The 12,997-nt window shown below is 73.1% G+C and carries 17 protein-coding genes; 8 read left to right on the forward strand and 9 right to left on the reverse strand.

Going from position 1 to position 12,997, the window contains the following annotated elements; translation table 11 throughout:
* The 3 genes from FJQ56_RS20445 to FJQ56_RS20455 all read right to left on the reverse strand — a co-directional run bounded on the left by FJQ56_RS20445 (window position 1) and on the right by FJQ56_RS20455 (window position 1,646).
* The gene (locus FJQ56_RS20445; RefSeq protein ID WP_140011473.1) at window positions 1-372 is read right to left on the reverse strand and encodes a hypothetical protein; all 372 of its coding nucleotides are present in this window, start codon (window positions 370-372) and stop codon (window positions 1-3) included.
* Complete coding sequence (locus FJQ56_RS20450; RefSeq protein ID WP_140011474.1) at window positions 369-611, reverse strand: hypothetical protein; 243 nt, start codon at window positions 609-611, stop codon at window positions 369-371. The genes FJQ56_RS20445 and FJQ56_RS20450 overlap by 4 nt, the downstream gene beginning before the upstream one ends.
* Window positions 612-860: 249 nt before the next feature.
* Window positions 861-1,646, reverse strand: coding sequence for a protein phosphatase 2C domain-containing protein (locus tag FJQ56_RS20455; RefSeq protein WP_140011475.1), 786 nt, complete (start codon window positions 1,644-1,646; stop codon window positions 861-863).
* A gap of 38 nt (window positions 1,647-1,684) precedes the next feature.
* Here FJQ56_RS20455 and FJQ56_RS20460 point away from each other — a divergent pair, with 38 nt between their 5' ends.
* Both FJQ56_RS20460 and FJQ56_RS20465 read left to right on the forward strand, forming a co-directional pair.
* The gene (locus FJQ56_RS20460) at window positions 1,685-2,533 is read left to right on the forward strand and encodes an SDR family NAD(P)-dependent oxidoreductase (protein ID WP_211351284.1); all 849 of its coding nucleotides are present in this window, start codon (window positions 1,685-1,687) and stop codon (window positions 2,531-2,533) included.
* Between the two features lie 10 nt (window positions 2,534-2,543).
* The gene (locus tag FJQ56_RS20465; protein WP_140011476.1) at window positions 2,544-2,852 is read left to right on the forward strand and encodes a hypothetical protein; all 309 of its coding nucleotides are present in this window, start codon (window positions 2,544-2,546) and stop codon (window positions 2,850-2,852) included.
* Window positions 2,853-2,915: 63 nt separating this feature from the next.
* Here the strand turns inward: FJQ56_RS20465 and FJQ56_RS20470 are convergent, their stop codons facing one another.
* Complete coding sequence (locus FJQ56_RS20470) at window positions 2,916-3,434, reverse strand: TrmH family RNA methyltransferase (RefSeq protein ID WP_140011477.1); 519 nt, start codon at window positions 3,432-3,434, stop codon at window positions 2,916-2,918.
* A gap of 180 nt (window positions 3,435-3,614) precedes the next feature.
* On the opposite strand from FJQ56_RS20470, the gene FJQ56_RS20475 reads away from it, so the two are divergent.
* Window positions 3,615-4,208: a hypothetical protein gene (locus FJQ56_RS20475; protein ID WP_140011478.1), complete on the forward strand. Its 594-nt coding sequence runs from the start codon at window positions 3,615-3,617 to the stop codon at window positions 4,206-4,208.
* Here the strand turns inward: FJQ56_RS20475 and ku are convergent.
* Window positions 4,205-5,179: a non-homologous end joining protein Ku gene (ku, locus tag FJQ56_RS20480; protein ID WP_140011479.1), complete on the reverse strand. Its 975-nt coding sequence runs from the start codon at window positions 5,177-5,179 to the stop codon at window positions 4,205-4,207. The genes FJQ56_RS20475 and ku overlap by 4 nt on opposite strands.
* Before the next feature lie 134 nt (window positions 5,180-5,313).
* Between ku and FJQ56_RS20485 the strand changes: the two genes are divergently transcribed.
* From FJQ56_RS20485 to FJQ56_RS20505, 5 genes are all read left to right on the forward strand, one after another.
* Window positions 5,314-5,877, forward strand: coding sequence for a Uma2 family endonuclease (locus FJQ56_RS20485; RefSeq protein WP_170215485.1), 564 nt, complete (start codon window positions 5,314-5,316; stop codon window positions 5,875-5,877).
* Window positions 5,878-5,911: 34 nt separating this feature from the next.
* Complete coding sequence (ligD, locus tag FJQ56_RS20490; RefSeq protein ID WP_140011481.1) at window positions 5,912-6,886, forward strand: non-homologous end-joining DNA ligase; 975 nt, start codon at window positions 5,912-5,914, stop codon at window positions 6,884-6,886.
* Window positions 6,883-7,626, forward strand: a complete 744-nt coding sequence (locus tag FJQ56_RS20495; RefSeq protein WP_140011482.1) for a hypothetical protein — start codon at window positions 6,883-6,885, stop codon at window positions 7,624-7,626. Before ligD (FJQ56_RS20490) ends, FJQ56_RS20495 begins: the two co-directional genes overlap by 4 nt.
* Window positions 7,627-7,644: 18 nt before the next feature.
* Complete coding sequence (gene ligD, locus FJQ56_RS20500) at window positions 7,645-8,574, forward strand: non-homologous end-joining DNA ligase (RefSeq protein WP_140011483.1); 930 nt, start codon at window positions 7,645-7,647, stop codon at window positions 8,572-8,574.
* Between the two features lie 135 nt (window positions 8,575-8,709).
* The gene (locus FJQ56_RS20505) at window positions 8,710-9,405 is read left to right on the forward strand and encodes a response regulator transcription factor (RefSeq protein WP_246084282.1); all 696 of its coding nucleotides are present in this window, start codon (window positions 8,710-8,712) and stop codon (window positions 9,403-9,405) included.
* 18 nt (window positions 9,406-9,423) lie between these two features.
* Here the strand turns inward: FJQ56_RS20505 and FJQ56_RS20510 are convergent, their stop codons facing one another.
* Genes FJQ56_RS20510 through FJQ56_RS20525 form a run of 4 tightly spaced genes read right to left on the reverse strand, consistent with a single transcriptional unit; the run spans window position 9,424 to window position 12,928 of the window.
* Window positions 9,424-10,512, reverse strand: a complete 1,089-nt coding sequence (locus FJQ56_RS20510; RefSeq protein WP_140011485.1) for an MSMEG_0565 family glycosyltransferase — start codon at window positions 10,510-10,512, stop codon at window positions 9,424-9,426.
* 18 nt (window positions 10,513-10,530) lie between these two features.
* Window positions 10,531-11,352 carry a carbon-nitrogen hydrolase family protein gene (locus tag FJQ56_RS20515; protein ID WP_140011486.1) on the reverse strand — a complete coding sequence of 274 codons (822 nt, stop codon included), beginning with the start codon at window positions 11,350-11,352 and terminating at the stop codon, window positions 10,531-10,533.
* Between the two features lie 2 nt (window positions 11,353-11,354).
* Window positions 11,355-12,635 (reverse strand): MSMEG_0569 family flavin-dependent oxidoreductase, encoded by a 1,281-nt coding sequence (locus FJQ56_RS20520; protein WP_140011487.1) that lies wholly within the window; start codon window positions 12,633-12,635, stop codon window positions 11,355-11,357.
* The gene (locus FJQ56_RS20525) at window positions 12,632-12,928 is read right to left on the reverse strand and encodes an MSMEG_0570 family nitrogen starvation response protein (RefSeq protein ID WP_246084297.1); all 297 of its coding nucleotides are present in this window, start codon (window positions 12,926-12,928) and stop codon (window positions 12,632-12,634) included. Before FJQ56_RS20525 ends, FJQ56_RS20520 begins: the two co-directional genes overlap by 4 nt.
* Window positions 12,929-12,997: the final 69 nt, after the last annotated feature.

Here is a 12,997-nt window from a genome sequence, read left to right on the forward strand (position 1 = left end):
TCAGGGACGCGGCGGGCCCCCGGGGGCGGTGCCGGGCCCGGCCTCGGGCGCGGGCTCGAGCCCCGCGAGCAGCGTGTCGCCCTGATCGACGAGGGCGGCGCGCTGCTCGGGGTCCAGGGAGTCCCACTCGTCGGAGAACCGCTGCGTGAAGGCGGTGGTCAGGTCGACGAACTCGGCGTCGCCGGCCAGGTCGCGCATGCCCGCCCGCCCGGCCAGCACCGCAGCGAGCCGATCCCCCAGGGGAGTCCCGGCGTAGTGCTCGGCGAGCTGACCGATCCCGTCGCGCAGCGCGACCGCCCCCGCGTCGTCCCCGGCGAACTCGCGGATCGAGTCGACCGGGTCCGTCGGGTCGACCGGGGCGGGCCGGCTCATGGTGCCGTCAGCCGCGCCTCGAGGCCCGACACGAGCGCGTCCACGGTGAGGTCCCCCTCGTCGGGGTCGAAGGAGTGCTCGACGTGCACCGTGCCGGCGCCGCGGTCGATGGTCACCAACCAGACGTTGAGGTCGAGCTCGACCGGGTCCGGGGCGGTGCCGGCCACGGCGTCGAGGATGACGCGCGAACCCGAGGGTCCCTCGTCGCGGAACAGTCGGTCGGTCCAGTCCTGGGTCATCAGAAGTCCTCTCACGGGCTCGGGAACGCGGTGTTGACGACGCCGTCACGCACGTAGACGGTCGGACGCCTCGGCGACCGATCGATGGCCCCGGCCGAAGGCCACGTGCATCATCTGCATGGTCATGGTGATCTCCTCTCGTCGCCCGTCGAGCCTCCGCACGGTCGGCGTGGTTACACCCGAACCACAGCGACCTGGACCGACGGGCCGCCCGGATCTCTTGCGTCGTGCCGCGGGCTGACGGGGCTCTCAGGCCCGCGCGACCAGGGCCAGCGTCGTGTCGTCGCCCCCGACCTGCGCGGGGCCGCGCACGTCGCGAGGGAGCCGGGCGCGGATGGCCGAGAGGCCGCCGTCGCGGGCGGTCACGGCCAGCTCACGCCCGACCTCCGACCACCAGGTCTGGGAGTCCGTGCGGGCCTTGCCGAGGCCGTCGGTGCAGACGTAGGCGAGGCTGATCGGGTCCTTGCGCAGGTCGAGCGTGGCGGTGCGCAGCGACGAGATCGGGTCGTGCTGGCACAGCGAGGCGGTGAGGACGCCGTCGAGGGACGGGTCCTCGGGCAACGGTCGCCACGCCTCGCCCGACGTCCGGACGGCCACGGTGTCACCGTCGCCGATCTGGAGCGCGACCAGGAGGTCGGGCGTCGTCGCGACCGCGAGCAGCGTGGTGCCGTAGGGCACGAGGGGTCCGCGTGGGGCCTCGTCGGAGCGAAAGGGGTGGGCCTCGACGTGCTCCAGCACCGCGCGACGCCAGGCCGTGGCCACGTCGACGGCGACCTCGACGGGGTCGATCGGCTCGGTGCCGCGCAGGGCTGTCTGCAGGGCGTCGAGGGTCAGCGCGGTCGCGAGGTCGGCGCCGACGTCGCTGCGGAAGTGGGCGTGGTGCCCGTGGCCGTCGGCGACGACCACGATCGCCGCCGTGCCGTCACCTGCCGCCCAGGTGCGCACGGAGTCCTGGTTGGGCAGGTGCTCGCGCACGTGGAACGAGCCGATCGTCGTCGCCGACGCGACCCCCCACCCGGCGTTGCTCTCACCCATGGCTCCACCCTGCCAGGCGGTGGGGACATGATCGTCGGGTGAGCCTCCTGCTGCAGACCCCTCGCGCCGCCGTACGCCGGCTGCTCCGCCCGGGGGCCCCGAGCCCGTTGCGCGACCGGGTGGTCCTGGTGACGGGTGCGTCCTCGGGCATCGGCGAGGCGACCTCGCGGCTCGTGGCCGAGCGGGGCGCGACGGTGCTGCTGGTCGCGCGACGCGCCGAGACCATCGGCTCGCTCGCCGACGAGCTCGTCGCCGCGGGCGGCCGCGCCGCGGCGTACCCCTGCGACCTGACCGACGGCGACGCCGTCGACGCCCTGGTGGAGCGGGTGCTCGCCGAGCACGGTGGGGTCGACTACCTGGTCAACAACGCGGGTCGCTCGATCCGCCGCTCGCTGCGCGACAGCCACGACCGGTTCCACGACTTCGAGCGGACCATGGCGATCAACTACTTCGGCCCGGTGCGCCTGACGATGGGGCTGCTGCCGGCGATGCGCGAGCAGCGGTTCGGTCACGTCGTCAACATCGTGTCGTGGGGCGTGCAGCTCAAGGCGCCGCGTTTCGCGGCCTACCTCGCGTCGAAGTCGGCCCTCGACACCTGGGCCCGGGTCGCCGCGCGCGAGACCTGGGACGACAACGTCACCTTCACCAACATGCGCTTCGGCGTGGTGCAGACCCCGATGCTCGCGACGTCGTCGCAGCACTACCGCGGCCTGCCCTCGCTGACGGCCGACCAGGCCGCCGCCCGTGTCGTCCGGGCCCTCGAGGACCGGCCGGTGTCGTGGAACATCGCCGCTGGCCGGGCGGGCGACGTGCTCAACCTGGTGGCGCCGCGACTGGCCGACTACGTGATGAGCCGTTCGGCCCGAGCCGGCCGGACGACGACGTAGGGTGCGATCCATGGACGACACCCGCGTGGCCGCGCCGGCAGTGAGCGCCGACGGCCGCTTCTGGTACGACGGCCGGCGCTGGGTGCCGTTCCCGCAGGTCGGCCCCTCGGCCGGTGCCGTCGCGCGGCGCCTGGTCGACGAGACCGCGCGGTTCCTGGTGGAGCTGCTCGTCGCGGTGTGGGCCGTGCCGCTGGTCATGCTGGTCGCGGCGCTCGGCGTGATGTCCGTGACCCCGGACTCCTACGACGCCGTGGCCGCGATCGCCGTCGTCGTGGTGGTGCTCGGCACCCTCTGGCGGCTCACCCGACCCCGTCGCTGAGGACCGAGCCCAGGTCGAAGCCGTCCGTCGTCCTCCGAGCGGCGCAGGCGACGGCGGGCGACCTCACGACAGGCCGGCCAGTCGGTAGAGCACCAGGCTCCCCGACACCGCGACGTTGAGGCTCGCCCCGCTGCCGACCATCGGGATCTCGACGCACAGGTCGGCGGTCTCGACCAGCTCGTCGGGCACACCGTGGTGCTCGTGACCCAGCAGGACGACGGTCCGGCCACGGGCGGGCTCCAGGCGCGGCAACGGGAGCGAGCCCTCGGCGAGCTCGACGGCGACGACCGTCCAGCCCGCCTCCTGCTGGTCGCGCACCCAGCCGTCCTTGTCGCGGCGTACCCAGTGGACGCAGGGACGTCGCCGACCCAGGGTGTCACCCCTGGTCAGCGCCGCCCGGTAGTGCTCGCTGTCAGGCACCGCGAGGCAGGCACCGACCGCGTCGCAGGTGCGCAGCAGGGTGCCGAGGTTGGCGTCGTACGCCACCCAGAGCGGCGCGAGGACGAGGTGCCCCCAGCAGCGGTGCTGGCGGGGACGCCGGCGGCGCCGCAGGTCGGCGGGCTTCGACTTGACCGGGCTCACCGAAGGGTGGGAGCGGCTCCGGCCGGGCGCAGGGACGAGGACTGAGGGTTCATGCGAGAGCGCCTTTCAGCGGCGGCGCCGGTCCATCGACGAGACGCCCAGAGCGAGCGTCGGGACGAGTCTCCCAGGTGTGCGGAACCAACGCACCCGACATCTCGTCCCAGGCCCGTGACCCACGCCGTGACGCGCCTCCCTCGTCTGCTGCTCGCCCTGCTGGCCACCCTGCTCGCCGTCCCGGTCCTGCTCACCTCCACGGCCGGCCCCGCACACGCCTGCTCGTGCGAGCAGCGCAGCATTCGGGCCTACGCGACCTCGGCTGACGCGGTCTTCGTCGCGACCATGCTCGAACCCATGGCGGAGGGCTCGACCGGTCTCGTGCGGGCGCGCGCGGCGGTCGAGCGGGTGTACGCCGGCGACGTCCTCAGCACCGTCACGCTCGAGACCGGCGGCCAGGGCGCGGCCTGCGCTCTGACCGGGCTGGAGGAAGGTCGGACCCTCCTGTTCTTCGCTTCCGGCCACGGAGCGGCGTTCGGGGTGGGCAGCTGCGACGGGAACAGGGCGGCCGACCGGGCCAGCCTCGCCGAGGTCGAGAAGGTCCTGGGTGCGGGTCGCGCGCCGACCCACCGCGCCAGGACGGACGACGACGCCGGGCAGGTCGACGACACGGAGCCCGGATGGCTGGAGTCCGGGACGACGTACGCCGCCGTGCTGGGTGCGGGGGTGCTGCTGGCAGTCGGAGCCTGGTGGCTGCGACGCCTGCGTGTACCGGGCTAGCTGGCCTTCTTGGCGGCCGTCTTCTTCGTGGCCGTCTTCTTCACAGCGGCCTTCTTGGCCGGGGCCTTCTTGGCGGCCACCTTCTTGGCCGGGGCCTTCTTCGCAGCGCTCTTCCTGGCTGGCTTCTGGTCGGCCTCGCCGTCGTCCTCGTCCGAGCCGTCCGAGTCGTCCGACTCGGCGGCGGCCGGCACCGACTCGCCTCGGGCGGTCTTGGCCGCGGCGACCGAGCGCTGCAGGGCCGCGAGCAGGTCGACGACCTCGCCGCCGGTCTTGGTCGAGGTGGGGGTGCGCTTGATCTCGCCGCCCTCGATCTTGGCCTTGACGACCTCCTTGACCGCGTCGGCGTAGTCGTCCTCGTAGTCGGAGGAATCGAAGTCGCCCGCCAGGGTCTCGACCAGCATGGTGGCCATCTTGACCTCGGAGTCCTTGACCTCACCGGTCTCGATCGAGAAGTCGGGGGTGCGGATCTCGTCGGGCCACATCATCGTCTGGAGCACGATCACGTCGTCGCGCACGCGGAGCACCGCCACGCTGGTGCGCTGGCGCAGCGCGACCGTGACGACGGCCATCCGGTCGGCGTCCAGCAGGGCCTGGCGCAGCAGCGCGTAGGGCTTGGCGCCGGACTTCTCGGGCTCGAGGTAGTAGGACTTCTCGAACAGCATCGGGTCGATCTGGTCGCTCGGCACGAACTTCTCGACCGCGATCTCGCGCGACGACGTCGAGGGCATCGAGGCCATGTCGTCGTCGGTGAGGATGACCATCTCGCCGTCCTCGGTCTCGTAGCCCTTGGCGATCTCGGAGTAGGGCACCTCCTCGCCGTCGATCGAGCAGACGCGCTGGTACTTGATCCGCCCGCCGTCGCTCTCGTGGACCTGTCGGAACGACACGTCGTGGCTCTCGGTCGCGGAGTAGAGCTTCACCGGGACGCTGACCAGCCCGAAGGAGACCGCGCCCTTCCAGATCGCACGCATGGGGCAGTATCTCCCGCTTCTCCGGGGGGTTGTCCACAGGCGTCGGCACGACGGTGGCGGCAGTCGGAGCGAGATCGCAGGCTCTCGTGCATGGCCGAGCCGCGTGCGATGCTGAAGGAGGCGGAAGGATGGTCATGGTCGAGCTCATTCCCGAGAAGGTCGGATCGTGGACCTTCGACGACCTCCAGGCGCTTCCTGACGAGTCCGCCTGGCGCTACGAGATCGTCGACGGGGCCTTGGTCGTGAGCCCCGGGCCGGCACTGCGGCACGAAGTGGTCGGAGAGCTCTTGCGAGGGTGCCTGCGACGAGTACTCCCTGCCCACGTCATCACGATCGGCCCGATGGCGGTGGACCTCGAGCCCACCTACCGTCTGCCCGACCTCGTCGTGGTCGATCTCGAGACGGACGACACCACCAAGCTGGCGCCGGTCGATGTCCACCTGGCGATCGAGGTCGTCTCCTCCAGCTCGCGCACCACCGACCGCGTCACCAAGCCGGCCGAGTACGCCGCACATGGCATCGCGGCCTACTGGTGCGTCGAGACGACGCCCCACGTGTCCATCACCGCCTACGCGCTGCGAGACGGGGTCGACGTCTACACGGAGCTCGGTACGTGGGGTGCGGGGGAGACCCTGGTCGTCTCCGAGCCCTTCGACCTCGAGGTGGTCGTCGACGACCTCACCCCCGGCCGGCCGTAGCCGCGACAGGAGCCGCAACAGGCAGGATGGGCGCATGCGCCCGATGCTCGCCACCCACGGCGACCACGTCCCCCCGGGCGAGGAGTGGGCCCACGAGGTCAAGTGGGACGGCATGCGGATCCTCGCCGACTCGGCGGCGTACGGCGACCGCGGGCGCTACCGGCTGACCAGCCGCAACGAGAACGACGTGACCTCGGCCTGGCCCGACGTCGCCGAGGGCCTGCGCGAGATGCGCGGCCTGCGCCGGCGCGACCTGCTGGTCGACGGAGAGATCATCTCGCTCAACGACGCCGGCCTCCCCGACTTCCGGGTCCTGCAGGAGCGGATGCACGTGCGTCGGGCGACCTCGGTGCAGCGGCTGGTGACCACGGTGCCGGTGACCTTCATGGTCTTCGACCTGCTCCGCCTCGACGGCGACGACCTGACCCGCGAGCCGCTGGCGACCCGACGCGCCCGGCTCGCCGAGGTGCTCGAGGGCTCGCCCTGGCAGGTGCCCGCGTCGTACGACGACGGCGCGATGCTCCTCGAGGCCACCCGGCAGCAGGGCCTCGAGGGCATCGTCAGCAAGCGCCTGTCCTCGCCGTACCGGCCGGGGGAGCGCAGCCCCCACTGGCTCAAGTTCGCGCACCGCTTCCGGGTGTCCTACGTGGTGGGGGGCTGGCGGCCCCAGGAGGGCACGACCGACCGGCTCGCCTCGCTGCTGGTCGGCGAGATGACCTCCGACGGGCCGGTGTTCCGAGGGCGTGTCGGCAGCGGTGTCGGTCCCCGCCAGAGCCGGGCGCTCGCCGAGGCCGTCGCCGGCCTGACCCGCGCCGCCAGCCCGTTCGTCGACGAGGTGCCCCGCGTCGACGCTTCCGGCACCACCTGGATCGAGCCGGTGCTCGTCGTCGACGTCGAGTCACACGGACGGGGGTTGTCGCGCCTGCGCCAGCCGTCGTACCAAGGAGTGCGCACCGATCTGACCCCCGACGACCTCATCCCCCCACGCCCCACCTCGGAGGACCCGTGAAATCCCTAGTCGTGCTCGCCCTCGTCGCCGGCCTGCTGGCCGCGCCCGCCCCGGCACCGGCCGCCACCCCACCGGCCCGGACCGCCCCACCTGCCCAGACCGCCGAGCGGGCCAGCACCGCGCGGACCATCCACCTCGGCGGCGTGGCGGTGACGCTGCACTCGGGGACCACCCAGGTGGTCACGGTCAACCGCAGCAGCGGCCACCTGGCCCGGGTGTCCCTCTACCAGCGGGTGGACGGTCGGTGGCGCCGGCTCACGACCACCACGGACGGCCGGATCGGCTACGGCGGGCTGGTCCAGGGCTCGAAGCGGCGGCAGGGCACCGGCACCACCCCGCTCGGCACCTACGCGCTGCCCTCGACGTTCGGCACCCACCGCCAGCGCTCCGACTGGGACCTCTCCCACCGTCTGATCCGCAGCGGCGACTTCTGGGTCCAGGACAACGCCAGCGACTACTACAACCGCTACCGCAACCAGCGCGACGGCGGGTTCCGCTGGTGGCTGAAGGGGCACCCGGAGTCCTCCGAGCGGCTCACCGACTACGGCAAGCAGTACGAGTACGCGATCGTCACCACCTTCAACCAGAGCCAGGTCCGCCACCGCGGGGCCGGGATCTTCGTGCACGTCAACGGCAAGGGCGCCACGGCCGGGTGCGTGAGCGCGCCGTTGTGGTTCCTGACGTCGCTGTTCGCGCGCCTGGACCCCGAGCGTCGTCCGGTGGTGGCCATCGGCCGATGAGTCACCGATGAGTCACCGATGAGTCCCCGGCGCGAGCCGCACCAGGGGGAGGAGCTGCACGTCGACGTCGAGGGGCGCACGCTCAAGATCTCCAGCCTCGATAAGGTGCTCTATCCCCGGACCGGCACCACCAAGGGCGAGGTGCTCGACTACTACGCCCGCATCTCCCCGGTGATGCTGCCGCACCTGCGCGACCGCGCCGTGACCCGGATCCGGTGGCCGCACGGCGTGCAGGACCTCAGCTTCTTCGAGAAGAACGCCCCCGCCGGCACCCCGTCCTGGGTGCGCACCGTGACGGTCCCGACCACCGGTCGTCGAGCCGGGCGGTACGGCGACGTCGAGAACGACACGCTGACCTTCCCGGTCGTCGACGACCTCGCCACGCTCACCTGGCTGGCCAACCTCGCCGCCCTGGAGCTGCACGTGCACCAGTGGCGGGTCGGGCGCAACGGACGTCCGCGCAACGCCGATCGCATCGTGATCGACCTCGACCCCGGCGACCCCGCGGGCCTCCACGAGTGCTGCCAGGTGGCGCTGCTCGCCCGTGACAAGCTCGCCGAGCGCGATCTCGTCGCCAAGCCCGTGCTGAGCGGCAGCAAGGGCCTGCACCTCTACGCCGACCTGCCCCGGCGGCTGCCCTCCGACGACGCCTCCGACCTCGCCAGGGCGATCGGCGAGGACCTGCAGGCCGAGCACCCGAGGCTCGTCACCGCGGCCATGGCCAAGGCCAAGCGCGGCGGCAAGGTCTTCCTCGACTGGTCGCAGAACGCCGGCTCCAAGACGACCGTGGCGCCCTACTCGCTGCGCGGCAGGGAGCGCCCGTACGCCGCCGCGCCAGTCACCTGGGACGAGGTCGCCGCCGGCGCCGAGGACCCGTTCGGCCTGGAGCAGCAGCGCTTCGACCAGGTGCTGGCCCGGGCCGAGGAGCACGGCGACCTGTTCGCCTGACCCGGGACGGGGCCCGTGTGGGCCGGATCACGGCGCCGGCGAGAGCCGTGGCGCACGGCAACGGCGCCTCGACATGTTGCGACTGTTTAAGACAGTCTCCTGAGAGGACCCGGTCCACCCCCTATGCTCCTGCCCATGGGCCATAGAGTTCTCGTCGTCGAGGACGAGGAGGACATCGCGTTCCCCCTCGTGCGGACGCTCGAGCGCGAGGGCTACGACGTCGGCTGGGTCGACAGTGGCCAGAAGGCGCTCGACGAGCTCGTGGCCCGCACGACCGAGGTGCTCATCCTCGACCTCGGTCTGCCCGACATGGACGGCCTCGAGGTCTGCAAGCAGGCCCGGGCAGCCGGCTACGAGGGCGCCATCATGATCGTGACCGCCCGCGCGGGCGAGCTCGACCGGGTGGTCGGCCTCGACTACGGCGCCGACGACTACCTCGCCAAGCCGTTCGGCCTCGCCGAGCTGCAGGCCCGGGTGCGGGCCCTGCTGCGCCGTACCGGCGCGGGCAGTGGTGCCGGCGGCGACGAGGCCGAGGGCGGCCTGCGCATCGACGTCGGTGCCCGCCGGGTCTACGCCGGCGACACCGAGGTCCCGCTCACGGGCAAGGAGTTCGACGTGCTGTCGATCCTGGCCGCCAACAAGGACAAGGTCGTCAGCCGGGGTCGCCTGATGGCCGACGTGTGGGACGAGAACTGGTACGGCTCGACCAAGACGCTCGACGTGACGATCGGCCGGCTGCGCCAGAAGCTCGAGAGCCAGGGCGTGACCGAGCGCGTGGTCGCGGTGCGCGGGGTCGGGTTCCGGCTCGAGGCCCCGGTCCCCGGGTCCTGACCCCGGTCGTGGCGCCGGTCAGCGCCCGGCGTAGAACCGCAGGTGCGCGGCTGCTGCCGCGTCCCAGCTGAACCCGCGGGCCAGGAGCCGGCCCGGCGCGGGGTCGGGCGGGTCGTCGAGCGCGCGAGCGAGCGCGGCGGCGATGGCGGCGGGGTGGGCGGCGTACGCGACCGCGTCGCCGAGCACCTCGCGCAGCACCGGCAGGTCACGGGCCACCACGGGGGTGCCGGCGGCGAGGGCCTCGAGGGCGGCCAGGCCGAACCCCTCGCGGGTCGAGACGAACGACAGCGCCGCGGCTTCGGCCACCAGGGCGGGGAGCGCGTCGTCGTCGACGACGCCCAGCAGGTCGGGTACGACGCCGAGGTCGGTGGCCCGGGTGTCGAAGGCCGTCCGGTAGTCGCGGTAGTCGAAGAGGGTCTCGCCGCCGGCCAGCACCAGGCGCAGGTCGGGGTGGTCGGCGCGCAGCAGGGCGAAGGCGTCGAGCAGGTCGAGGGTGCCCTTGCGCGGCTCGATGCCACCGACGGCGAGCACGTAGCGGCCCAGTCGCCGGCGCCAGCGCAGCCGTCCGACCTCGTCGAGCTCTCCTGCCTCGAACCGGTCGGCGGCGACCCCGTTGGGGATGACGGTCGGCGTGCGCCCCCACCCCTCCTCGACCTCGGCGGCCACCGCCGCGGAGACGCAGACCAGCGCCGCCGGCTCGACGACGGCGCGCTCGTGGCACGCGACGAGCTCCGGGGTGGTGAAGGTGTCGAGGTGGTGCACCGTGCGCACGGCCGGGCCCGAGCGCAGCGCCGCGTTGGCGCTGAGGCAGTCCTGCGCGTGCACGACGTCGTACGCCGGACGCGCGGGCGCGAAGGCGGCGCCCAGTACCTCGATCGAGCGCGCGATGCGGCTCCCGAACGGCTCGTCGGGCCCCAGGTCGGCGAACGGCACGGCGCGCACGGCCACCCCGTCGTCGACCCGGCGGAAGAAGCCGGTGTCACCGCCCCGGGCCAGGGTCCAGACGTCGACCTCGACGCCCGCCCGGACCAGCGCCTCGGCCAGCGCGAGCGTGTGCACGACCCCGCCGCGGGGCTTGGTCGAGTAGGTCAGCAGCGCGACCCTCACCGGACGGTCACCACCCGATCACCGGTAGGCCGTCGTCTCGAGCTCGGCCAGGTGGTGCAGCACGCGCCGCGAGCGCGCGATCTCGGCCGTGACATCGACGGTCGCGACCGCGAGCCCGCCCTTGGCCGAGGTGCGGGCGAGCACGTCGCCGCCAGGCCCCACCACCTTGGCCTGGCCGAGGAAGCGCAGCGACCCGGTGGTCCCGGTCTGGTTGGAGGAGGCCCAGACGACCTGGTTCTCGGCGGCCCGGGCGCTGTCGTAGAGGTCGAAGAGCCGGGCCTGCCGGTCCTGCGGCAGGCGGTCCGCACGGTCGGTGACCGACGCCGGCCACGCCGAGAGGCAGGCCAGCACCTGGGCGCCGTCGAGGGCGAGCGACCGGGCGGCCTCCGGAAAGGTCTTGTCGTAGTCGATCAGCATTCCCATCCGGCCTGCCGGGGTGTCGAACGCGGTGAACCGATCGCCCGCGGCGTAGGCGCGCGACTCGGCCGCCGGCAGGTGCACCTTGCGGTGCCGGCCGAGCACGCCGTCGCCGGTCAGGCACACCGCGGCGTTGTACGTCGCGCCGCCGGCGCGCTCGGCGTACCCCACGCACACGACGGTCGGGCCGGCCAGCGCGACCAGCCGCCGCAGCTCGGGTGCGTCGTCCTCGAGCGGGGGCGGGAGGTCGTCGAGGTCGGGCTCGCGCAGGTCGGTGAGGTAGCCCCCGAGGGTGGCGTCGGGCAGCACCAGCACGTCGCAGCCGGCCTCGCGGGCGCCGTCGAGGATGCGCTCCACCTTGGCCAGGCCGCGGGTGAGGTCGCGGCCGAAGTGGGCGGCGACGGCGCCGATGGTGAGGGACACGTCTACACGGAGGCCGAGGTGCGGGCCGGCGAGCCTCGGAGCCCCGTGGTCCCCGTGATGCAGGAGGCGACGTGCTCGGCGTCGCGAGCGATGCCGAGGAAGCGGCCCGACCCCCACGTGTGCAGCCAGGGGAGCCCGAGGAAGTAGAGCCCGGGCACCGACGTGACGCCGCGCGTGTGCGTCGGCCGACCGTGCCCGTCGAAGACGCCGACCCCGACCCAGCGGTAGTCCGGCCGGTAGCCGATCGCCCAGACCACGCTGGTGATCCCGGCCCCGGCCAGGTCGAGACCGGTGGGGTCCGTGTCGGGTGTCCACACCGGCTCGTACGTCGACGGCGGCGGCGCCTCGATGCCCTGGCTCTCGATCCAGCGGTCGATGTCACGGCAGATCGAGTTGTACGTCGCGTCCGCCGAGTCGAGCGCGGCCGTCATCGTCGGCTCGAACGTGAGCGTCGACCCGCCCGGGACGTCGAGCCCGGCGAGCATCCCGTAGAGCCGCATCCCGTCGCGGGCGAAGGCGCGCAGGTCGATGTCGCGACCGCCGTCGCGGCCGGTGACGTAGTGGTTGGTCTTCTCACGGGCCGCGAGACCGCCGGGGTACTGCGCGACCACGGTGTCGTAGAGGCCCATGTCGCTCAGCCAGGTCATGCAGTCGCGCCCACGGTAGGTGCGGGCCACGCGCGGGGCGTCGCCGAGCGCGAGGTGGACCTGACGGCCGGCCAGGTGCAGGTCCTCGGCGATCTGGGCGCCGGACTGGCCTGAGCCCACGACCAGCACCGCCCCCTCGGGCAGCTGCTCGGGGTTGCGGTAGTGCGCCGAGTGCAGCTGGTGGACCGCCGGGTCGAGCGCACCGGCCCACGGCGGCACGATCGGGAGGTGGTAGCCACCGGTGGCCAGCACGACGTGGTCGGCCTCGATGGTCTGCTCGCCGTCCGGGCCGGACGTCTCGAGGACGAACCCGCCCCCGTCGCGCTCCACCAGCGACGTGACCCGGGTGTGCTCGCGCAGCGGGGGGCCGAAGGTGGCGACGTACCCGCCGATCCACTCGACCACCTCGTCGCGGGTCATGAACCCGTCGGGGTCCGGGCCGTCGTACTCGTAGCCGGGCAGCCGGCAGTGCCAGTTGGGCGTGACCAGGGTGAAGGTGTCCCACCGGCTGTCGGCCCACTCGTGCGCGGCGGTGCCGGCCTCGAGGACGACGTGGTCGACGCCGTCACGGGTGAGGTACCAGCTGGTCGACAGGCCGGCCTGACCGCCGCCGACGACCGCAACCGATGTCTTCATGATCTCTCCTCGGGTGGCATGGGCGGCCACATCCGCACGACCTCGACCAGCTGGCCGGGGGAGTACGCCGTGGCGGCGCGGGCGATCTGCTCGGTGGTGGCGGCCGCCGAGGTGCAGGCGAACCCATACTTGGCCTTGACCCGGTCGCTGGCGATCTCGAGCGCGTGCGTCGCCCGCCGCACGAAGTCGGCGACGGCGTAGCTCCCGCCCTCGACCAGGTGGTCGTGCATCACCAGGGACGGCGAGTAGCAGTCCTGCTCGCGCCCGTCGGGCCAGCGCACCACGACGCTCATCTCAGGCACGGGAGCACCCCACGTCGGTCGAGGTGCGAGGAGCCGGCGCCACGTCGGTCGAGGTGCGAG

The sequence above is a fragment of the Nocardioides plantarum genome, assembly GCF_006346395.1.
GTDB classification, from domain to species: Bacteria; Actinomycetota; Actinomycetes; order Propionibacteriales; family Nocardioidaceae; genus Nocardioides; species Nocardioides plantarum.

Coding starts and splice junctions, on each gene's coding strand:
- FJQ56_RS20465 (WP_140011476.1), top strand. CDS start 2,544: ATGGACGACACCCGCGTGGCCGCGCCGGCAGTGAGCGCCGACGGCCGC.
- FJQ56_RS20520 (WP_140011487.1), bottom strand. CDS start 12,635: ATGAAGACATCGGTTGCGGTCGTCGGCGGCGGTCAGGCCGGCCTGTCG.
- ligD (WP_140011481.1), top strand. CDS start 5,912: ATGCGCCCGATGCTCGCCACCCACGGCGACCACGTCCCCCCGGGCGAG.
- FJQ56_RS20455 (WP_140011475.1), bottom strand. CDS start 1,646: ATGGGTGAGAGCAACGCCGGGTGGGGGGTCGCGTCGGCGACGACGATC.
- FJQ56_RS20445 (WP_140011473.1), bottom strand. CDS start 372: ATGAGCCGGCCCGCCCCGGTCGACCCGACGGACCCGGTCGACTCGATC.
- ligD (WP_140011483.1), top strand. CDS start 7,645: ATGAGTCCCCGGCGCGAGCCGCACCAGGGGGAGGAGCTGCACGTCGAC.
- FJQ56_RS20505 (WP_246084282.1), top strand. CDS start 8,710: ATGGGCCATAGAGTTCTCGTCGTCGAGGACGAGGAGGACATCGCGTTC.
- FJQ56_RS20525 (WP_246084297.1), bottom strand. CDS start 12,928: ATGAGCGTCGTGGTGCGCTGGCCCGACGGGCGCGAGCAGGACTGCTAC.
- FJQ56_RS20485 (WP_170215485.1), top strand. CDS start 5,314: ATGGTCGAGCTCATTCCCGAGAAGGTCGGATCGTGGACCTTCGACGAC.
- FJQ56_RS20450 (WP_140011474.1), bottom strand. CDS start 611: ATGACCCAGGACTGGACCGACCGACTGTTCCGCGACGAGGGACCCTCG.
- ku (WP_140011479.1), bottom strand. CDS start 5,179: ATGCGTGCGATCTGGAAGGGCGCGGTCTCCTTCGGGCTGGTCAGCGTC.